Annotated in this window: 19 protein-coding genes; 14 read left to right on the forward strand and 5 right to left on the reverse strand. The window is 53.6% G+C overall.

What is annotated here, in order from left to right:
• The first annotated feature begins 8 nt into the window (after window positions 1-8).
• The 8 genes from ATY27_RS07080 (at window position 9) to ATY27_RS07115 (ending at window position 7577) form a co-directional block, all read left to right on the forward strand.
• Entirely contained in the window at window positions 9-1619 is a 1611-nt protein-coding gene (locus ATY27_RS07080) for a response regulator (protein WP_208931991.1), read from the forward strand.
• 66 nt (window positions 1620-1685) lie between these two features.
• Entirely contained in the window at window positions 1686-2723 is a 1038-nt protein-coding gene (locus ATY27_RS07085; RefSeq protein WP_208931990.1) for an FAD:protein FMN transferase, read from the forward strand.
• A 107-nt stretch (window positions 2724-2830) separates the two neighbouring features.
• Window positions 2831-3769 carry a virulence factor BrkB family protein gene (locus ATY27_RS07090; RefSeq protein ID WP_244151358.1) on the forward strand — a complete coding sequence of 313 codons (939 nt, stop codon included), beginning with the start codon at window positions 2831-2833 and terminating at the stop codon, window positions 3767-3769.
• Window positions 3756-4718, forward strand: coding sequence for a prolyl aminopeptidase (gene pip / locus ATY27_RS07095; protein ID WP_208931989.1), 963 nt, complete (start codon window positions 3756-3758; stop codon window positions 4716-4718). Before ATY27_RS07090 ends, pip begins: the two co-directional genes overlap by 14 nt.
• Window positions 4715-5164, forward strand: a complete 450-nt coding sequence (dtd, locus tag ATY27_RS07100) for a D-aminoacyl-tRNA deacylase (protein WP_208931988.1) — start codon at window positions 4715-4717, stop codon at window positions 5162-5164. Before pip ends, dtd begins: the two co-directional genes overlap by 4 nt.
• Before the next feature lie 31 nt (window positions 5165-5195).
• Window positions 5196-6101 carry a bifunctional GNAT family N-acetyltransferase/hotdog fold thioesterase gene (locus tag ATY27_RS07105; protein ID WP_244151357.1) on the forward strand — a complete coding sequence of 302 codons (906 nt, stop codon included), beginning with the start codon at window positions 5196-5198 and terminating at the stop codon, window positions 6099-6101.
• Window positions 6101-6901, forward strand: a complete 801-nt coding sequence (locus ATY27_RS07110) for a hypothetical protein (protein ID WP_208931986.1) — start codon at window positions 6101-6103, stop codon at window positions 6899-6901. The genes ATY27_RS07105 and ATY27_RS07110 overlap by 1 nt, the downstream gene beginning before the upstream one ends.
• A 124-nt stretch (window positions 6902-7025) precedes the next feature.
• A complete protein-coding gene (locus tag ATY27_RS07115; RefSeq protein ID WP_208931985.1) occupies window positions 7026-7577 on the forward strand; it encodes a hypothetical protein in 552 nt (183 codons plus the stop codon).
• Between the two features lie 424 nt (window positions 7578-8001).
• Here ATY27_RS07115 and ATY27_RS07120 read toward each other — a convergent pair whose 3' ends face one another.
• A complete protein-coding gene (locus tag ATY27_RS07120; RefSeq protein WP_208931984.1) occupies window positions 8002-10026 on the reverse strand; it encodes a methyl-accepting chemotaxis protein in 2025 nt (674 codons plus the stop codon).
• On the opposite strand from ATY27_RS07120, the gene ATY27_RS07125 reads away from it, so the two are divergent.
• A complete protein-coding gene (locus ATY27_RS07125) occupies window positions 10025-10246 on the forward strand; it encodes a hypothetical protein (RefSeq protein WP_208931983.1) in 222 nt (73 codons plus the stop codon). The two genes, ATY27_RS07120 and ATY27_RS07125, sit on opposite strands and share 2 nt — an antisense overlap.
• 38 nt (window positions 10247-10284) lie before the next feature.
• Here ATY27_RS07125 and hutC read toward each other — a convergent pair whose 3' ends face one another.
• On the reverse strand, window positions 10285-11016 hold the full coding sequence (hutC, locus tag ATY27_RS07130) for a histidine utilization repressor (protein ID WP_208931982.1): 732 nt from the start codon (window positions 11014-11016) through the stop codon (window positions 10285-10287).
• A 191-nt stretch (window positions 11017-11207) separates the two neighbouring features.
• Between hutC and hutI the strand changes: the two genes are divergently transcribed.
• A complete protein-coding gene (gene hutI, locus ATY27_RS07135; RefSeq protein ID WP_208931981.1) occupies window positions 11208-12437 on the forward strand; it encodes an imidazolonepropionase in 1230 nt (409 codons plus the stop codon).
• A gap of 80 nt (window positions 12438-12517) precedes the next feature.
• Window positions 12518-14047 carry a bifunctional diguanylate cyclase/phosphodiesterase gene (locus tag ATY27_RS07140; protein ID WP_208931980.1) on the forward strand — a complete coding sequence of 510 codons (1530 nt, stop codon included), beginning with the start codon at window positions 12518-12520 and terminating at the stop codon, window positions 14045-14047.
• Window positions 14048-14060: 13 nt separating this feature from the next.
• Here the strand turns inward: ATY27_RS07140 and ATY27_RS07145 are convergent, their stop codons facing one another.
• Window positions 14061-15119: a formimidoylglutamase gene (locus tag ATY27_RS07145; RefSeq protein ID WP_244151356.1), complete on the reverse strand. Its 1059-nt coding sequence runs from the start codon at window positions 15117-15119 to the stop codon at window positions 14061-14063.
• Window positions 15112-15597 (reverse strand): ribonuclease E activity regulator RraA, encoded by a 486-nt coding sequence (gene rraA, locus ATY27_RS07150; protein ID WP_208931979.1) that lies wholly within the window; start codon window positions 15595-15597, stop codon window positions 15112-15114. The genes ATY27_RS07145 and rraA overlap by 8 nt, the downstream gene beginning before the upstream one ends.
• Before the next feature lie 162 nt (window positions 15598-15759).
• Here rraA and ATY27_RS07155 point away from each other — a divergent pair, with 162 nt between their 5' ends.
• From ATY27_RS07155 to ATY27_RS07165, 3 genes are all read left to right on the forward strand, one after another.
• Window positions 15760-17769, forward strand: a complete 2010-nt coding sequence (locus ATY27_RS07155; RefSeq protein ID WP_208931978.1) for a bifunctional diguanylate cyclase/phosphodiesterase — start codon at window positions 15760-15762, stop codon at window positions 17767-17769.
• Between the two features lie 81 nt (window positions 17770-17850).
• Window positions 17851-18375: a phosphatase PAP2 family protein gene (locus ATY27_RS07160; RefSeq protein ID WP_208931977.1), complete on the forward strand. Its 525-nt coding sequence runs from the start codon at window positions 17851-17853 to the stop codon at window positions 18373-18375.
• 83 nt (window positions 18376-18458) lie between these two features.
• Entirely contained in the window at window positions 18459-20321 is a 1863-nt protein-coding gene (locus ATY27_RS07165) for a HAMP domain-containing methyl-accepting chemotaxis protein (RefSeq protein WP_208931976.1), read from the forward strand.
• A gap of 60 nt (window positions 20322-20381) precedes the next feature.
• Here ATY27_RS07165 and ATY27_RS07170 read toward each other — a convergent pair whose 3' ends face one another.
• Window positions 20382-20759 carry a DUF971 domain-containing protein gene (locus ATY27_RS07170; RefSeq protein ID WP_208931975.1) on the reverse strand — a complete coding sequence of 126 codons (378 nt, stop codon included), beginning with the start codon at window positions 20757-20759 and terminating at the stop codon, window positions 20382-20384.
• Between the last annotated feature and the right edge of the window lie 15 nt (window positions 20760-20774).

Below are 20774 nucleotides of genomic sequence, written 5' to 3' on the forward strand. Positions count from 1 at the left end.
TTGCCGCAATGACCTCACGCCGGTCGTTTTATAAAAACAAAACTGTGCTGGTGGTGGATGATTCTGACCAAATCCGCAGCTATTTCAAAAGTATGCTGTTGCTGATTGGATTTGATGATGTAACGCTGGCGCGTGATGCGGATATGGCGCTGGCATGTTGCCGGCGGATCCCTTTTGATTTTATTTTGTGTGATTTTCATTTAGGCGTCGGGCGGGACGGCTATCAATTATTTGAAGTGCTGCGCACCGAACAGCTATTAAAAGCTGAATGTTGCTTTCTGGTGGTCAGTGCTGAACGCCAGCGTCAGGCCGTGTATGGCATTGTTGAATATCAGCCGGACGACTATCTGCTGAAACCCTTCAGCTATGCCGAACTGGAACGACGGATCACCCGTGCTTACCACATCAAACAAGCTTTAAAACTGGCTTATCAGGCAATTCAGCAAGGTGAATTCGCCGATGCTGTACAGGCTTGTGATCATGTGGTGGATCATCGCAGCAAGTACGCACTGCATGCGACCCGGCTCAAAGCAGAACTGCTGGTGCGGCTGGAGCGATTTGATGAGGCCGAGCATTTATATCAGTGGGCGCTGACCGTTCGCGATTTTGCCTGGGCGCGGCTGGGTTTAGCGGTGATCTATGGGTATCAGGGACGCAGTGACGAGGCGGAAGTGGCGTTACAGCTGTTGTCCGGACAAGCAGAAACAAGAATTGAAGCACTGGACTGGCTGACCCGCCTGTATATCAGCCAGCAAAAACCAGCGGCAGCGCTGGCGGCGGTGGAACAAGTCGCCAAAACTTCGCCGCGTAACTATTTGCGCCAGCATGTGCTGGCCACGCTTGCGGTCATCGACAACCGCAAAGATCTGGCGGTGCAGGTGCACCAGCGCTTGCTGACTGCTGCCCGTTATTCGATGTATGACACCGCAGATAATATGCTCAATTTTGCCCGCGCTTTGCTGGAGCAGGCGAAAGATCAGGAACCCAAAGGCCGGGTGGAAACGATGCGCCGGCTGGATACATTCCTGACGACTATCAAAAAACGTTTCCATCCGGCCAGTTATGAACATGACCGGCTGGTCGTTGATGCGCGTGTTGCGCTGCTGGAAGGCAAAACCAAAGAAGCACTGCGTTTACTGGAGCACAGTGAGCAACTCAGTCTGGAAAAACATTTATCGCCGGCCGCGATGCTGGACCGGGCCCGGGCGTATTTTGAAGCCGGCAATCTGCCGATGTGCGACCACTATATGGCTGCGCTGTCGGCATTAACGCAAGACGACAATCTGTATTGCAGTGCCATCAGCCTGATGATGCAACATGAGCAAAAGAAACATCAGCAATTGCGCCAGCAACTGATGGATCGCAATGCCGCGGGCATGCAGGCCTATGGCAGCGGCGATTTTTCGATGGCCATCGATTATTTTCGTACTGCGCTCGAATCGATGCCGGCAAATGTCAACATTGCGCTGAATTTGCTGCAGGCGCTGAGTATGCGCCAGACCCTGAATGCCGATCTGAAAGCGTTGGCGCAGCACTGTATCGATCTGATTGCGGCAGGGCAGTTGCCGGCCGATCAACAAAAACGCTATCAGGTGATTATGGGCCATCTGGACCTCTGAACCTGGCTGGCATTTGTGCGGCGCATAAATTACACTGCGCCGGTTTTCCTGCAATGAGAAGCGCCGATGTCTGTCAAAATCTGTTCGTTCACTGGCCTTTGTGCCGCTGTTTTTCTGCCGCTGGTTTTGCTGAGTTGTACGCCAGCCGATCCGATCCAGCGCTTTTCCGGTCCGGCGCAAGGTTCAACCTACAACATCAGTTATTGGTCCGAACCGCAGGTCAAGGCCACAGATTTGCAACAACAGATTGTAAAGGAACTGGAACGAATCGATTTAGTGATGTCGAATTACCGCCCCGATTCAGTGATTGAACAGTTTAATGCCACGCAGCACAGCAATCCGCAGACGGTAGGGGCTGAATTGGTCGGGTTGGTGGAAGATGCCCGCCAAGTCACCCAAGCCAGTCATGGCTGTTATGACCTGACCGTCAAACCGCTGTTTGAACTCTGGGGGTTCAAAGCAGATAAGTTTAATCAGCCGACACCTGCGCAGATCAGTCAGACCATGCAGTGGGTTGGTATGGATAAAATCAGCACGACGCCAGTTGGCGAGATGAGCAAGGCCATCGGTCAGATGCGGGTTGATGTGTCGTCCATTGCACAGGGTTATACCGTGCGCAAGCTGGCGGCGCTGTTGGAGCAAGCTGGTGTGACCAATTATCTGGTTGAAGTCGGCGGTGAATTGCAGGTGCGGGGCAAAAAACCGGAAGGGCAACCGTGGAAAGTGGCGATTGAAAAGCCATTGCCAGGCGATCAACATTTGCAGAAAATCATCACTGTTAACCAGGATGCCCCATTGGCCATCATGACATCCGGCACCTACCGGCATTATTTTGATGCCGATGGCCAACGTTTCAGCCATGTGCTGGACGCCCGCGCCGGCGCCCCCGTGCGGCACAATACCGTGTCGACCACAGTGTTGATCGACAATGCCACTTTTGGTGATGCCTGGTCGACCGCGTTTTTATGTCTGGGCAGTGAAGCCGGGCTGAAAGTGGCCGACGAATTAGGTCTGAAAGTGCTGTTTATTGACCAGCAGGGCGAAACACTGATTGAAAAATCCAGCCAGGCGCTGGTACAAAGCAAGGATGTATCCCTGCAATAGCAACGCGGCATTTTGCTGCGATCTGTCCGGGTCTGCTTGTCGGCACCGGGGCGCTTTGTGATAGGCTGCAACTTCCGGCACCCAGACAGGTGTCTGCTCAGGACAGGATGATGCCCGATTCGATTATTCAGCGCACTGTTACCCTTGGGTTGAACAGTGTGCGTTTTTGCCGCCTTTATCTGCAACGTTGTCAGCACGACCAAATCGGTATGATTGGTGGTTATCTGGCATATATTTCGATTTTATCACTGGTACCGCTGGTTGCTGTGGCATTTTCGGTACTGAACGCTTTTCCGATGTTTGCCGGGCTGCGTGGCGAAATCGAGGCCTTTGTTTACGCCAATATAGTGCCGTCGCGTGGCCAAGAAATTCAGACCTATATCAACGGCTTTGTCGAAAACATCGGTCAGATGACCACCGTTGGTGTGTTGTTTCTGGTGTTGGTTGCCCTGATGCTTATTCATAATATCGATAAGACGCTGAACAAGATCTGGCGCGTGCAAAAACGGCCGCGGCTGATGATTTCGTTGTCGATTTATTGGATGATTCTGACGCTCGGTCCGATTTTGCTGGGCAGCTCAATTGCGCTGACCTCTTATCTGGCGTCGCTGAGCCATCTGGCGGACAATTACACGCCCGGTTTATCGAATTTCCTGCTGTCGTTTACGCCATATGGCATGTCATTGCTGGCGTTTTTTATGCTTTATCAGCTGGTGCCGAATATCAAAGTCCGCTATGGCTATGCTTTTTGGGGCGCTTTGCTTGCCAGTATTTTGTTTGAAATGCTGAAAAACGGATTTGCGCTCTATATCCAGCATTTCCCGTCCTATCAGGCGATTTATGGCGCGCTGGCGCTGGTACCGATTTTATTTGTCTGGATTTATTTGTCCTGGTTGGTGGTGTTGATTGGCGCCGAGCTAACGGCACTTTTGCAGGAACAACATTGCCGCGCATTGCAGTTATTACAGCATAAAACCCAGCGTACACAGCCAGTGGCTGCAACGCCGGGTGCTGTGTCGACGGAGTCTTCTGATGTATCGCACTGAACCTGTTGATTGTTACCACAGTGAATTTCTGTCAAGGCCGCACGGCCATCGGTTGTATCTGGAACAAAGTGGCAACCCGCAGGGGATCCCGGTGCTGATGTGTCATGGCGGCCCTGGTGGTGGTTGTTCGCCATTTCAGCGCACTTTGTTTGACCCGCAGCAGTACCGGATTGTGTTGTTTGATCAGCGCGGTTGTGGTCAGTCGACCCCTTTTGCCAGCCTGGAGCACAATACTACACAGGATCTGATCGGTGATATTGAAGCGATCCGGCAACATCTGGGCATTCACCGCTGGGTAGTGGCCGGGGGCAGCTGGGGCAGTACGCTGGCACTGGCCTATGCCGGGCAATATCCGCAGCATTGTCTTGGCCTGATCCTACGAGGCATTTTCCTTGGCCGGCCTGAAGATATCGACTGGCTGTACCGGCCCGGTGGCGGTGCCAGTCAATTATTCCCGGATTATTTTGCTGATTTTTTTGCGCCGGTGGCCGCGATGAAAGGCCTAGATATTCTGGTGGCTTATCAGCAGCTGTTGCAGCATGCCGATGCCAGTATCCGGTTGCATGCCGCGCAGGCCTGGAGTTTATGGGAAGCTCGGGTTGCAACCTTGTTGCCCAATGCGGCGATGCGCGACGGCGCCACAGAGCCTGAGTCTGCATTGCCATTGGCGCGGATTGAAAACCATTATTTCCTGCATCATTGTTTTTTGCGGCCGGATCAGCTGATGGCGGAACTCGGCAAAGTGCAGCACTTGCCTTGTTTTATTATTCATGGCCGTTACGACATCGTCTGTAAGCTGGAAAATGCCTGGACCTTACATCAGGCCTGGCCCGATTCGGTGCTGACCATTGTTGCCAATGCCGGCCATTCCGCCAGTGAAACCGGTATCAGCCGTGCGTTGTACGATGCGTCGTTGCAACTGGCTAACCGCTTGCGGCAGGCGTCATGATTGCGTTGATCCAGCGCGTGCGACGCGCGGACGTTACAGTCGGCACTGAAGTAGTCGGGGTTATTGGCAGCGGTATGCTGCTGTTGCTCGGCGTGGAAGCCGGCGATACAACGGCGGAGCTGCGCAAGCTGGCCGACAAAGTGCTGAAATATCGTTTATTCAGTGATGAAGCCGGCAAAATGAATCTGAATGTGCAACAGGCCGGCGGTCAGCTGCTGGTCGTGTCGCAATTTACGCTGGCAGCAGACACCAATTCCGGTTTGCGGCCGAGTTTTACGCCGGCGGCACGGCCTGAAGTGGCCGAGCCGATGTATCTGCAGTTTGTAGATTATTGTCGTGCGCAGGGAATGACGGTGGCGACCGGTCAGTTTGGCGCCGATATGCAGGTCGGTCTGGTCAATGATGGCCCGGTCACATTCTGGCTGCAGGTGCCTCCGGCAGCCTGAGTCATTTACGAGGTATTCGATGCAGTATCAGGTGACAAGTCCGCACAGTGCGCAGGATTGGCTGGATTATTATCAGCTGCGCTATCAGGTGTTGCGCGAACCTTGGGGGCAACCGCCGGGTTCAGAGCAGGATGAGCTGGAAGCCAGCAGTGCCCATCGCATGGTGCGGGCGGCAGATGGTCAGCTGCTGGCAGTTGGCCGCCTGCATCAGCTGGTTGATGGCTGGTGTCAAGTGCGTTATATGGCGGTGGCAGAATCTGCCCGTGGTAAAGGCCAGGGGGCATTAGTATTGCGTGCGCTGGAACAGCAAGGTCTGGCTTGGGGTTGTGATCAACTGACGCTCAATGCCCGCGAAAACGCCTTTAATTTTTATCAGAAACTTGGCTACAAGACTGGCAAACCACTTGAACCATTATATGGGATCCCGCATCAGCAAATGACCAAACGGCTGCGGCTGGCCGGTGATGCCGCGCAATTTAGCCGTTGGTGTGCCGATTTGCAGCAAACCTGGCATCAGACGATCCCGTTGTCGGCTTTTATGCAGCTGCAGATACAGCAGTTTGATGGCAATCTGCTGGCCTGTCAGGCGCCGTTGGCGCCGAACAAGAATCTGCATCACACCATGTTTGCCGGCAGTATCTATAGCCTGCTGACGTTAACCGGCTGGGGCCTGATCTGGCTGCAATTGCGGGCGCTGGGTCTGCAGGGCGACATTGTGTTGGCCGACGCTGATATCCGTTATCTGGCGCCGGTAGAGCTAGATGCCCGTGCAGAGGTGCAATTACTGGATGCTGTCGGTGATCTGACGGTGCTGAACCAGGGCCGGCGCGTGCGCCAGTTACTGTTGGTGCGGTTGACTCAGGGCGAGCGGCTGCTGGCCGAATTTCATGGTCGTTTTGTCGTGAAGCCGGTCACAGTCGCAGCGAGTGCCGGTTAATGGCGTCGGTCGTTATTCTCGGCTGTGGCTGGCTGGGCACTCAACTTGGTGTGCAGCTGAGCACAGAAGGGCATCAGGTTTGGGGCAGCCGGCGCAGCAAGGAACGGCTTGCCACCTTGCCAGCTGCAATCCAACCGCTGCTGTGGGATGGCGTGAGTCCGTTAAGTCCACAGATTTGTCAGCTGTTGCCCGGCAGCTGGCTGGTTCTGGCCATGCCGCCGTCTGCCGCACAGGATGGTGGTGCAGCCTATCTGCGTTCGTTGCAGATTGTGCTGGCGCAGGCTGACGCAGCACAAGCGTTGGTGCTGTGTTCATCCAGTGGCGTATATGCGGGCCTTACTGGTGAGGTCAGCGAAGCCGATGCGCCGGGACCTGAGCCTCGGGCAAAACTGATCTGGCAGGCGGAGCAGTTGATGCTAAAGGGGGCGCCGTTGGTCCCGCAACGTTATGTATTGCGTCTGGCTGGTCTGATTGGACCTGGGCGGCACCCGGCGAATTTCACCCGGCGCGGTGTGATGGCAGGACCAGAGCAACCGGTGAATCTGGTCCACAGCGCGGATATCTGCCGGTGGCTGAATTTACTATTGCGTCATCCCGGCGCTTTTCCCGGCACTGTGGTCAATCTTTGCGCGCAGGTCACGTGCAGCAAAGCCGAGTTTTACACTGCGGCTTGCCAACAACAGGGGCTGGAGGTGCCACGATTTATTGCGGCGACTGAGCCATCGCGTCGGGTCAACGCTGCATTAAGTTTGCAAATGCCCGATTTTTCCTATCAGCAGCCGGATCTCGCCAGTTTATAAAGCAAGGTTGATTGCACCAAAAGGAATTGGCGCAATATCAAAATTTTATCAAAGCTTAATCGTCTTTTTCCTGCAGTAAAACGGCAACATGAGCAGAATAGGAACATGATTCAGGATGCTGCGGTTGGATCTCAATAAATGGCTGCTGGGGTCGGGGTGTTGCACTGCGTTAGGGGTGGCCGCCGGTTTTGTGTATTTATATGACAGCCCGGCAGAATCCATGCTGGTCAGTCAACAATGGTATCAGCAACCTTTGTTGCTGTTTTTCTCCGGAATGCTGCTGCTGGCGCTGTTGCTGAATGTGCTGGCGATTTTTGGTGTCGATTTTCACCGGACGCCTTTATTTGTCGTGTCGCGCGATAAAGATGATCTCAGTCATTTCACCCAATTAGCTCAACAGTTTCTGCGACAACAGGCGGCCAGCCCGTTAACCGGTGAAACAAATTACTACCTGCAACGTGAATATGGTGTGTTGTATTACGTGCAGACCGGCGTGGATATGCCGCTGGATATCGTACAACTCCGGCACATTTTTCAGCAGATGTTACGCCATCAATGTCACAGTGCGTTGGCGCTGGTTCCTGACAAGATGCAAAGTCCTGCCCAAATATTTGCGTTAGAAGCCAATATCCGCATTCTGGATAAACAGCAACTGCGGAACTGGATAAAGTCTTAAAAAAAATCACTTTTTAGGCACAATATCAAAGTTTGGTAAGGTTTTTCTGTCTCTGTTTTGGCAAATTGATCTGGCGTAAAACGCTGAAGGACCGATACAAATACCTGGGATTGGGTAGAAACACCGCCTGCCTGGCTGGACTTGTTCCAGCCTTTTTTTATCTTGTGCTCCCGGTGGCAGAATGCCGCTTCTGACCATCTGCCAGACCAATTCATGTCCATCAAAGCTATGTTGATTCACGCCAGTTTCGGCTAAGCAGCATTTGTCGATGCAATCTTAGGCGAAGCCAGGTCAGCCAAAGCCATCATCGCCACAGTCAGCGCAGGCGAAGCAAACCAGCGGCATCTGCCGCAGGTGCAGTTTGAAATCGTTTTGGCAGGAGACTGTGCGCAGAGGCCCTGTCTGCTGACAGGGCCTGCAGATGTTAGATTTTGAACGTACTGATAGCGGCTGTTAACTGCCCGGCGTTGTCACTGACGGCGGCGCTGTGTTGCAGCGTGCGATCGGCTTTTTCCGAACTTTGCGCGGACAGTTGGACCATTGCACTCATGTGATCAGAAATCAAATCACCAAGCGCCAGCTGTTGTTGGGTCGCGCTGGCGATCGCGGTACTGATGTGATGCATCTGACTGATAGCCTGATTAACGTGCCCCAGCGATTGCACCAAATCAGCGGTGTGATTCACACAGTATTCGGCGTCAGTTTTACCGCGGTTGATCGCGCTGACCGCAGCAGTACTTTCCTGTTGCAGCGTTTGGATCATCTGGCGTATTTCATCAACAGCGGCCTGACTGCGTACTGCAAGCGAGCGTACTTCGTCGGCAACAACGGCAAAACCACGGCCTTGTTCACCGGCGCGGGCTGCTTCAATCGCGGCATTCAGCGCCAGCAGATTGGTTTGTTCCGCAATGCCACGGATAGTGGCCAGAATACCGCCAATGTTGTTAGAGTGGGTGTTGACCTTCAGCATGATGTCCGCGGTACTGGCCAACTGACCGGCCAGTCCACTGATCAGGGTATTGTTTTCGCCGGAAATTTTATCGATTTGCTGACTTTGCCCCAACGCATGCTGCATCTCCTCGACAGCCTGTTCGGCTTGTTGTGCAATGTTGTGGGTATTGTCGTTCAGTTGCTGGGTGGTCTGGTTGACGTCATGGATTTGCGTCTGTTGCGTTTGCAGCGCGCGATTAATTTCCTGTACTTCATCTCTGGAACGACTGGCATTGTGCTGCAGCTCACCAGAACTGGCGACAATCCGGTGAATAAGCTGGCTGAGTGCTTCGATCAGGCTGTTGACCTTGGCCGACAAAGCGCCAAATTCGTCTTCCTGCTCAATGTGCAGGCGCCTTGTTAAATCTCCACCTGCTACTTCTCCCAGCACTTTGTTGATACCCGCCAGTGGTTTTAACATCGCATTGATGGTCAGAAATGCCGCGCCGCCGGCCAGTGCCACCAATACCACCATGATGACGATGGTGCGGGCTTTGCCAAAAGATAATGCCGACGACACTTCGGCCTGCAGACTGGTAAATTGTTGATCGGCGGCTTTGAGCAGCTGATCAAGTGCCGCAATAGCGAGGCCAATCGCCTGCTCTGAATTGGCCAGCTGCGCACGGGCTTCTTGCAAAGCAGTTAGCTGTTGTTGTTTCAGGCTAACCAGATTTTGTTCTATCGCTACGCGGGCTTTGACCGCGCTGAGTTGCTCGTTAAAGGTTTGCCACAAGTCCGTTGCATCCACTTCGTCGACCAGATTACCGATGTAATCCAGATTCCCCTGCATATCACTTAGGGCAAACTCAATATTTTGCTGACTTTCTGTCAGTTGGCTTAATTCGGTAAAGGCCGCGGTTTCCCGCACTGTCTGCATCAGCGTCAGCAATTGGCCGTCCACCCGCGATGCCGCGCCTGCCAGCAGCTCAATCTGAGCTTTTTTGCCCGGCGTTTCCAGATAAGACAAATCCACCAGCGTGGCGCCGGCGTCATCAATCAGCTGGACCAGTTGCTTCAACTCGGCTGCAGCAGCCTCACCGGCCTGTAACGTGGTCAGCTTGGCCTTAAACATGTTATTGACTGCCGTGCTGTACAGTTCATGTTGTTGCTCGGCGGTGGTCAGCGCTTTATTCAGCGTTGGATCTGATGCTGTCAGGGCGCGCAGTGCGCTGACCTTTTGTTGGTAATCATTATTGGCGTTGTCAAAGTCAGTTTGAAACTGGCTGATAGTTTTAGCCTGGTCAGCCATAAACCCCAACGCGGATAACTTGCCGAGCTTCAACAACTGGATCTCGGCCTGATTACTTTGTTGCTGCACCGGCACAGCGATATCGTTGACACGGCTGCCCGATTCGGACACCACAGCGAAGCTCCATAAAGACGATAAACTGGCGAACAATAACAGTAATGCAATAAAGCCAAAGCCGAGGATGACTTTGTGAGCCACGGTGAGTTTCATGTCTGATCCTGTTGTCTCATTTGTCTTCTTCGTCTGGAGTGATTTTAGTATTGACGAAGTTCATCTATATGCAAAGAGGATCAGGAAGTTAACAGAGTTAAATCTGCTGGTCCAGCCAGTACATCAGAAAAAATGCATAATGAAAAATGGCAGATCCGGTAATGAACAGGCGGCGAATTGTGGAAAAACGCCAGGTAACACCATCAGCAAACGAAGTTAATAGCAGGTCTAAAACCGCGACAATTGTAGCCTGCACCTTTATGACTGCGGAGTGATATTCAGGTGTCCCCCCAGCCGGTAACGACTGCCAGCGGAGGTTAAATAAGCAAAACTGACGGCACCTTCGCGGCTGAAGGTGCGACGGGTCAGCCGCAGACATGGCTCATGCGCGCTGATTTTCAGATGCTTACAGGTAAATTCGTCAGCTAACACCGCTTCGATAATGTGATCGGCCTCGGTCAGAGGCGCAACAGCGCTCAGATATTCGTGGGGTGTCTGGAAGCCGAAATCCTGCTGCAGGTACAGCGGCACCATGCGGGGATTGACGTAGCGTGCTTCCAGCTGCAGCGGGGTTTGGTTGTCAAAATGTACAATCAGCGAGAAAAACACCGGTTCGTTGCGGACCAGACCCAACGCAGTGGCGACCACAGTCGGGCACGGCAGGCTGGTTAGCTGAACCAGCCGCGCACTGTGAAAATGGCCGCGGGCCTGAATTTCATCAGCGATATTACGGATCTCGAGCAATGCAGACTGCGATTTTGGTGATGCGACAAAACTGCCGACGCCCTGGGTGCGGTATAACACGCCTTGTTCGGTCAGTTCCTGCAAGGCGCGGCGCGCCGTCATCCGGCTGACGGCAAACTGGTCACACAGCTCATGTTCGGACGGAACCCGGCTGTGTTCCGGCCAGTTACCGCTTTCAATCTGACTGAGAATAAACTCTTTGATAGCGGCGAATTTGGGGGTGCCGCTGTCGTTGCTGCGTTGCATCGGGTTGCACTCTGGTCTGAAAATATGTGCGGAATGTGGAACAAAAAATAGCGGCTCTTGATTGTATATACAAGTGAGTGCGGTAGAATTATTGCGGGTCTGCGCAGTGATAACGGCCGGCGGTTTCCACAATAAAGCGCTGCATTCGGGCTTGTAAGGCGCAAACCATTAACAATCAACAGGATGAGAATATGCAGCATTTCGATGCCATTTGGCACAATGTTAATATCGCCACAATGGACCCGCAGCGGCCCGGTCCTTATGGTGCTGTGGAACAGGCAGTGCTGGCTATCCGCGATGGATTGATTGCGTTTTGTGGCCCGCGTGCGGAGCTGCCGCCATACGATGCACTGGCGACACCAACTTTTGATGGTCAGGGTGGCTGGTTGTTGCCAGGTTTTATCGATTGTCATACCCATCTGGTCTATGCCGGCAGCCGCGCCAATGAATTTGAGCTGCGCTTAAACGGCGCGACCTATCAGCAAATCGCCGAAAGTGGCGGTGGGATTAAATCCACAGTAGCCGCTACACGCGCCGCGTCGCATGAAGAGCTGTTTGTGCTGGGAAAAAACCGGCTGAACGCGTTGTTGGCGCAGGGCGTGACTTGTGTAGAAATTAAATCTGGTTATGGCCTCGACCTTGCCAATGAACGCAAAATTCTCGAAGTGGCGCGGTTGCTCGGCGAGCATCATCCGGTTGCGATCCAGACCACTTTCCTTGGCGCGCATGCGTTACCGCCGGAATATAGCGGTGACAGCGATGGTTACATGGATTTAGTGGTCGACAGCATGTTACCTGAGCTGCATCAGGCGGGCCTCGTCGATGCGGTGGATGTATTTTGTGAAGGCATCGGTTTTTCAGTCGCACAAAGCCGGCGATTGTTTGACAAAGCCCGTGCGCTTGGCTTGCCGGTAAAGGCACACGCCGAGCAGTTGTCGAGCCTGGGCGGTGCCAGTCTGGTGGCCGAATTCGGCGGCTTGTCGGCCGATCACATTGAATATCTGACCGAGGCGGATGTCGCGAATATGGCCGGTGCCGGTACCGTCGCGGTGCTGTTACCAGGCGCTTATTATTTCCTGCGTGAGACCAAAATGCCGCCAATTGACTTGCTGCGTCAGTATCAGGTGCCGATGGCGGTATCAACAGATCTGAATCCGGGCACATCGCCGTTATGTAACCTGCCGTTGATGCTGAATATGGCCTGCACTTTGTTCCGGCTGACACCGGCCGAAGCGCTGGCGGGAGTCACACGACATGCGGCCCGGGCTTTGGGTCTGGCCGACCGCGGTATGCTGCGCACCGGTCTGCGGGCTGATCTTGCCTTGTATCAGGTCAGTCAGCCGGCGGAGCTGTGTTATCAGTTTGGTGTCAGTCAGCTGCGGCAGCTGGTGATTGGTGGCAAGGTCATTAATCCCGGCTAAATCCGCATTATTGCGTCGCTTTACAAGCAGTCAAAAAAGCGTAAGCTCAGCAAAAAACGGTCTTTGCAGGTGATCACCAAATGAGACGATTTGCCGCTGTATTGCTTGTCGCCTCGGTTCCGGTTGCAGCACAACAACCGGAGTCCGCCAACACCATGTGGTTATGGGCCAGTTTGTTGCTTTGTGGCATTGGCTGGCTGACCACTATCGGCTTGTGGTTGCGTGGAAAAAGCGCGCCACCGGTCAATCCGCCCGCAGCGCCGCCTTATCAGTTATTGCATGATGAAATGACTGGTTTGCCGAACAAATGGCTGGCCCGGCACGACTTCCAACAGTTTATCGCGTCGCACCCGCAGGCACAGCTGGCACTGGTGTTATTGAAAATTGAACGCTTTGACCGGGTCAACCAGTTGCTGGGGTACAGTCATGCCAATCTGGTACTGAGCCAGATCGCACGCCGGTTAAATCAGGCTGCCAGCCAGCATCATGGCATTGTTGCGTTCAGTAGCACAGATGCCTGGGTGGCACACCTCGGTGGCGTCGATTTTTTGTTGCTGGTGGATCAACAAGGCAAACAACATCAGGCCGGGTATCTGGCGCATCAGCTGGAACATGACATCGCGGAACCATTGTTACTGCGTGGCTGCGCAGTGGACTATCAGATCTTGTCTGGCATCAGTTGTTATCCGCAGCACGGCATTGATTTTGCTGAGCTGGTGGAAAAAGCCCATCTGGCGCTGCAGCAGCGCCAGGGATCCGGCTACGATTCGCCGCTGTATCAGGTGGAAATGTCCGCGACCACTCCAGACAAGCTGGCAATGATGGCAGAACTGCAGCAGGCCATAGCCGGGCAGCAATTGCAGTTAGATGTGCAACCGCAGGTGTTATTGCCCGATCGGCAGGTGGTCGCGGCAGAGGTCTTGCTGCGTTGGGCTCATCCTGTGCACGGCTTGTTAGCGCCTAAACAGTTTATTCCGCTCGCCGAGAGCATGGGGCTGATGTTTCCGCTGACCTGCTGGGTACTGCGTCAGACCGTACAGATGCTGGCGACCCTGCAACAAGAGGGGATCCGGGTGCAGTTGGCGGTTAATATCAGCAGCAGCGATTTGCTCCAAATCGAACTGGTGGAACACATCCAGCAATTGTTGTTGCAATATCAGGTAAAGCCCGGCCAACTGATCCTCGAACTGAAAGAAGAGGCGTTAATGGCTGACCCAGAGGCGGTGCTGCCCATGTTGCAACGCTTACGCTCATTGGGCCTGATGCTGGTGCTGGACGATTTCGGCACTGGCTATACGTCGCTCGGCATGTTGCGCGAGTTTCCGTTACAGCAAGTCAAGATCGATGCACAGTTCATCAGTGGCATGCATAAGTCGGAGGCGCAGGTGGCCATCACCGGCGCCATTATTGATTTGGCAAAAAATCTGAAACTTGACGTGGTTGCAGAAGGGGTAGAGGAGCAGGCCTGTGCCGAGAAACTGACGCGGATGGGCTGTTTGCGGGCACAGGGATTTTTATTCAGTCAGCCTTTTGCACTGGCCGGATTACCGGCGTGGATGCGGCAGCATCAGTTTAACAGCGGCACCATAGAGCGGCCAGGCACGCTGTAAAGGCCGCCGCTGCTCACTGTTGCTGCCTTGCCTGCAGAAATGCCAGCACCAACGCGGTCAGGACTTGACCCGCTTCATTGAATCCGGCTTTGAGTCCGGCCGGATGTTGCGACGGTGCCGCTTCGGCCAGGTGCAGATATCGCACCCGCGGTAACTGTGCAAGCTGCCAGACATAACACTCAGCATCTGCCACTGACACACCACAATTGGTATAGGCACTGACCGGCATACCGCTGATACTGTCTGTATCCAGTTCGATACCAAGTGGTCTGGTATCTTCGGCGCCAACAAAGCGAATGGCTTGCGCAATAGCATCCTGTAACGTCAGCTGTCGGCGTTGCCAAATCTGCTGATAGCTACAAAAGGCTGCGCCAGCCTGCTGTAATTGCGCCAAAGCCGCCTGTGAATTTTTTAGTTCATGCAAACCCAACACAAAATATTTGCGCAGCCAGCCCGCCTGATGGGCGTAGCTGAAGCCATTGCCGCTGTGACGGCCTTCCAGCAAGCGAAAATCACAATGCGGATCCAGATTAATTGCATCGGCGCTTTGACCGGCATGTGCCGCCAAGGCCTGTAAAATCGGCAGAGCGTTATTGTGACCACCGCCAATCACAATGGGGACCAGACCCGAATCAAAACAAGCGCGTAATACAGTGCTGACGCGCAGGTCAAGCTCGGCGCACAGTGCACGCAGCTGTGCCAGCTGCGTGGCGTCGTTGCTGTCGAGGCTTTGTGATCGTTGCTGCAAATCGGCACAGGCTATAGTCCCGGCCAGTAGTAGTTCACCCGATTTGGCGAACACATTGTCCTGCAAATTGATAAACCGGCTTAAAAACGCGGCAAAACCCTGATCGGCGCCGCCATTGCCCAGATTGGCACGGGGACCGATATCTTCAGGGATCCCGAGCAGTATGTAGCGGCAACCATGTTGCACGGCGCTCGCGAGTGCATCTTCCAGCGGCAATAACGGGTTCAGAAACTGTAAAGCGGCACCGAGCCGGGTCTCACCGGCACGGTGTTGTTGCCAGGCCGCTAAATCGGCGGCCTGCATGATTTGCAGGTGATTACTCAATGTCCAGCGGCTCCGCGGACAGGATAATACCGGTGCTGTCGGCATAAATATGGTCTTCCGGCAGGAAGGTCACGCCGGCAAAATTAACCGGTACGTCCGTTTCACCAAACCCCTGGTCATCGGCGCGAACCGGGATGGCGTTGACGGCCTGAATGCCCAGCTCAAAATCTTCCAGCGTATCAACATCGCGCACGCTGCCGTAGCAGATAATCCCTTCCCAGCCGTTTTCAGAGGCCAGCGCCGCCAGTTCGGCATCAATCAGCGCCCGACGTGCTGAACCACCACCGTCAATCAACAACACTTTGCCAACACCTGGCTCCGCCAGCATCTGACGCACCAGACCATTGTCTTCAAAACATTTCACCGTATGGATCACACCACCAAACGAGCGGCGACCGCCGTAGTTGGCAAAAATAGGCTCCACCACATCAATCATGTCTGCATACAGATCACATAACTCAGAAGTATTGTATTGCATGGTATTTCCCGCCTGTTGATCAATTGGTTAGGGGAACAGTATAAACGGATCTCCCCTAAGCTCAAGCATTCAACTTTGGCGGAATTCAATTGGGAATCACAGTGCAAAACTAGTTCAGCTGTGTTAGTTTTTGCTTAATTTTGTCGATTCTGGTCTTACCCCTTGAGCTTTGAACTGACACTGGCCCGCATCTCGTTGTTCCTGATCCAGGCCGGACTGGCTTGCGCTCTCAGTTTTATTCTGTGGTACTTCTACCGGATTTATCAGCGTCATTACCTGAAATCCTGGTCAGTGGCCTTTGCTGTTTTCGCTTTGTATCTGCTGATGTTAACGGGCTACGCCCTGATTGGCCCGCGCACAGACTGGTTATTCTGGCCGTTGTTGGGGCTGGAATTTGGTTATTTATTCTGTAGTTACGCCTTCGCTATTTTTATTCTGGTCGGGGTGCGTGAAGCGGTCAGCACAGAGCGGATCTCCAGCCGGCTGGTCAATCAATTACTGTTACTGGTTGCTGCACTGGCGTTTGTCTCGGTGGCGCTGTTTGTGACAGATACTGAGCCGTCGGTGTGGAAAACGACGGTCCAGCTGAATTTACGTTTGCTGTTTATCGGTGCGGCATTATTTGTTGGCGGGATTTGGTTGTTTGCACTGCCACATCGGATCCTGATTGCCAAGCTGGTTGCCCTGTCCATTATGCTGTGGGGCCTGCTGATGTTTGTCATGGCGATGTTGTCGGGCTGGCTCGGTGAAGGGCAGGCGTTTTTGCGTGTGGTGGTCGTCTGTAAACACCTGGAATTGTTTTTCCAGACCTTGTTAGGGCTGGGGTTGGTAGTCTGGTTGCAGGATGATGAACGCAGCACCAATCAGCAGCTGACAGCAAAGACCCGTTATCTCGATACCCACGACCAGTTAACCGGTTCACTGAACCGGGATGCCTTGTTACAGGAGTTATCCGGCCTGATCCAGCTACCGCAGCAACAGCCGCTGTTACTGGTGATGATCGGGCTGGATCGGTTTAAAACCGTCAACGAAACAGTAGGCCTGAAGCAGGGCGACCGCATCCTGCGGGAAGTCACCCGGCGTTTTGATACCAGCATCCTGAAGCCACGACTGGTCGCGCGTACCGGCGGTGATATATTTGCGCTGGTATTACAGGACATTCTGACCGACAAACAACGCCAGTTCTGCCTGCACCACATCGAGCAATTGATTGAAAAACCGTTTAATTTTGATTCTGGTTTACTAAAACTGACCGCCACTATTGGTGTTGCGCAGTTTCCGGAACATGCCGCCAGTGCCGAGTCTTTGCTGCAAAAAGCTAACATCGCTTTTCACCAGGCCAAGCGGCAGCAACAGCGCTGGATCCAATACCATCAGGGCATGGAAGAAGAAACGGCCCGCTTACTGATGCTGGAAAAAGAACTGCTGCAGGCGCTGGAACTGAAACAGTTTGTGTTGTATTACCAGCCACAGTGGAATATCCGGGAACAACGCATCGATGGTTTTGAAGCCTTGGTGCGCTGGCATCACCCGGACCGCGGCATCCTGATGCCCGGACAGTTTTTACCGCAAATGGAACAAATTGGCCTGATGCGTGAGCTCGATATGCAGCTGCTGGAACAGGCAGTGGAGACACTGGGGCGCTGGCGGAAAAAGCAGGTACAGCTGTCGGTGGCAGTGAATATGTCGCCAATCCATTTTGAACAGGCGGGCCTGAAACAACGGATCCAGCAACTGTTACAACAATACGAAGTGCCGCCAACGATGCTGGAACTGGAGATCACCGAGAACACTGCGATGGGCGACATGGAGCAGGGCCGTAACTATGTGACGGAACTGCAGCAGATGGGGATCCGTGTTTCAATTGACGACTTCGGCACCGGCTATTCGTCTTTGGGTTATTTACGCCGGATGCCGATCGACAAAATCAAAATTGACCGCAGTTTTATCATGGACATGGCCGGCAGTGATTCTGACATGATGATCGTCAAAACTATGATCACGCTGGCGCATGGTCTTGGCAAACGCATTCTGGCCGAAGGGGTCGAAGACGCCAATCAGCTGCTGTTGCTCAAGCATATGGCTTGTGATGCAGCGCAAGGCTATCTGATTGCGAAGCCGTTACCTGAACTGGATGCGCTGGCACTGCTGCAACAAAAATTGTCGTTCTGAGGCCGGCGCAGGCTTTGTCATATCGCTGTCACGGTCACTGGTTAGCCTGTTTGCAGGCAGCAACAGTGACCGGAGCGCGCCATGTACAGACAACGTTGGATAGAACTGGATCAGCGCTGTTTCGCCCGTTTGTTTCTGGGGCTTGGGCAAGGGCGTTTACGCCGGCTCAGCTACTGGGTGTCAAAGTCGGCGGACGGCCCGGCGTATGCGCTGTTGGCGCTGTGGTTATACTGGCAGGGTGATGCAGTCGCGCTGCAGCTGGTCAGCTTGTTGGCACTGGCTTTTGCCATTGAATTACCTACCTATTTGTTACTGAAAAACCTGTTTCGCCGGCAACGGCCTGCCGTGGCTTTGGCCGGACAGATCCGCGCCCACATAGAACCTTCCGATCGTTTCAGCCTGCCGTCTGGCCATACCGCCGGCGCTTTTGTGCTGGTCAGCGTCATTGCACTTTATGCCCCCATCTGGCTGCCGTTGTTACTTATCTGGGGACTGGCCGTTGGCCTGTCGCGTGTACTGCTGGGCGTGCATTTTCCCGGCGATATTCTGGCGGGCATGCTGCTGGGCACTGGCAGCGTGCTGCTGGCCGCCTTTACACTCAGTTAAAAAATAAAAATTCCCGGTAAATTCCTGCAGCACTGATTTTCTTACCTATGATTAGGCAGTTAGCTGGTTTGCAGGAGGGTGGGATGTTACGCAATTTATCAATCAAGAATCGTTTGATGGTGAATAGTCTGGTGGTTGGTGCCGCCATGCTGGTGATGTTGTTATTGTTAGTTTTTCAGAATATGCAGTTCAGTGGCCTGTCGGCGATTAATGTCGAGATCGCAGCAATGGAGCGTGATGTTCTGGTACTGCGCCGGCACGAAAAAGATTTTCTGATGCGTAAGGATTTGTCTTATAAAGATAAATTCAACAAGACCATGCAGGAACTGAATCAAGGTCTGTCTAAGCTTGAAGCCAATTTAATCGATCATGACATTGATACTGTTGCATTACAGAATTTCCGCACCCAGACCGCCAGCTACCAGCAGAAGTTTGAGCTACTGGTCAGTACCGCTGAGCGGGTTGGATTAGATCCTCAGTCTGGTTTGTATGGCGCGCTCAGGGCTGCTGCACATCAACTGGAAAATGAGTTTAAACAAATTAATAACGACACGTTGCTGGTCAGTCTGCTGCAGCTGCGTCGCGCCGAAAAAGACTTCATGCTGCGCTCCGATCTGAAGTACCTCGATAGCTTTAATGCCGAATTCAGCCGTTTTAAGTCGTTGTTAGATGGCCAGCAAGCCAGCAGTGCACTGCAAAGTGCGGCCGACAGCTACGCTGATGCATATCGCAATCTGGTCAGCGGCAGCCAGCAGATGGGGCTGAAACATGATGCCGGCATTATGGGCGATATGCGTAAAGCCGTGCATGAAACAGAGACCAGTCTCAGTACCTTAACCACGAAAGCCAACGAAGCACTGCAGAAAGCATCTGCAGCGGCCCGTTATCTGGCCTTCACACTGTTTTTTGTGGTGCTGGCGGTGGTGATAGTGCTGGTGCTGCTGACCTCGCGTAGCATCCTGCAACCCATTCAGAATGTCTGTCGCACCATCGGGGTGATCCGCAAAGACAATGACTTTCGGCAACGGGTCAGCGTGGAGGGCCGCGATGAAATGACGTTGCTGGCGCAGGATTTCAACGCGATGCTCAGCGATTTTCAGGATTTAGTCCGCAGTGTCAATCAGGCGCTGGAAATGCTGGATCAGGCCACAGCCGAGCTGGCGCAATCGACGGCGGAGACCAGTCGTGGTATGGCGCAGCAACAACTCGAAAGTGACATGGTCGCCACGGCCGTAACCGAGATGGGCGCCACTATTGATGAAATCGCCGGTAACACCGAAAACACCGCCAACAAAGCCGATGCGACCAATCAAAATGCTGCAGAGGGTATGAAAGAGGTTGAGCAAACGGTCAGCCGGATCCGGGCTTTGTCGGATGAATTGCAACAAGCCGCCAATGTGGTGGCGGAACTGGAACAGGACAGCACGACTATCGGCTCCGTCATTGATGTGATCCGTGGCATTGCTGAACAAACCAACCTGCTGGCACTGAATGCGGCGATTGAAGCGGCTCGGGCCGGGGAACAAGGCCGTGGTTTTGCTGTGGTCGCTGACGAAGTCCGCAGTCTGGCACAGCGTACTGCCGAATCGACCCGGCAGATTGAGCAAATTATCTCCAGTTTGCAGGGCCGGACCCGCGCTATCGTCAATTCGATGCAACAATGCCGGGAACGTGGCCAAAGTGGTGCTGAGCAGGCGGGTGTTGCCAGTAAGTTGTTGGTAGCAATCACCGGTGATGTTACCAATATTATGGAAATGACTACGCAAATCGCGACGGCCGTGGAAGAGCAAAGTCATGTTGCCGCAGAAGTGAATAAAAATGTCATTCGTATCCGGGATATTTCCGAGCAATCACTGAAAATTGCCGAACATAATGCACAAATCAGCGAAGAGGTCGCAGCGCAGGCAGCTCGGTTACATCAGACAGTAGACAAGTTTAAAGCCTGATCTGTCCTGTATTGGTGGCGAAAAAAAACCAGCATTTGCTGGTTTTTTTCTTTCGAGGATTTAAATGCCGCTATGAAACCGGACCTCTAGTTTTGCATCACGAACTGCATTGGCCGCTTTGAGCCTGACCAGATAATCCTGCCACAAAGTGTCGCGTTGTTCGTGGAGCTGGCGCAGATAGCTCCAGCTGTACAGCCCGCTGTTGTGGCCGTCATCAAAGACCAGCCGCACGGCATACTGGCCGACTGGTAACAATTGACTAATGGCCACATCGCGTTTATTGGCAACCAGCTGCGGTGTGCCATGACCGCGCACTTCCGCAGAGGGCGACAATACCCGCAGCATCTCTGCACTGAACTGCACCTGCAGGCCGTCGGCAAACCAGACATCCAGCAGTTTGCTGTGGCGGTGATAATGCAATTTGCTGACCTGCTGCATGGGGAGTCCTTAAGA

This window comes from Rheinheimera sp. F8 (assembly GCF_001518915.1).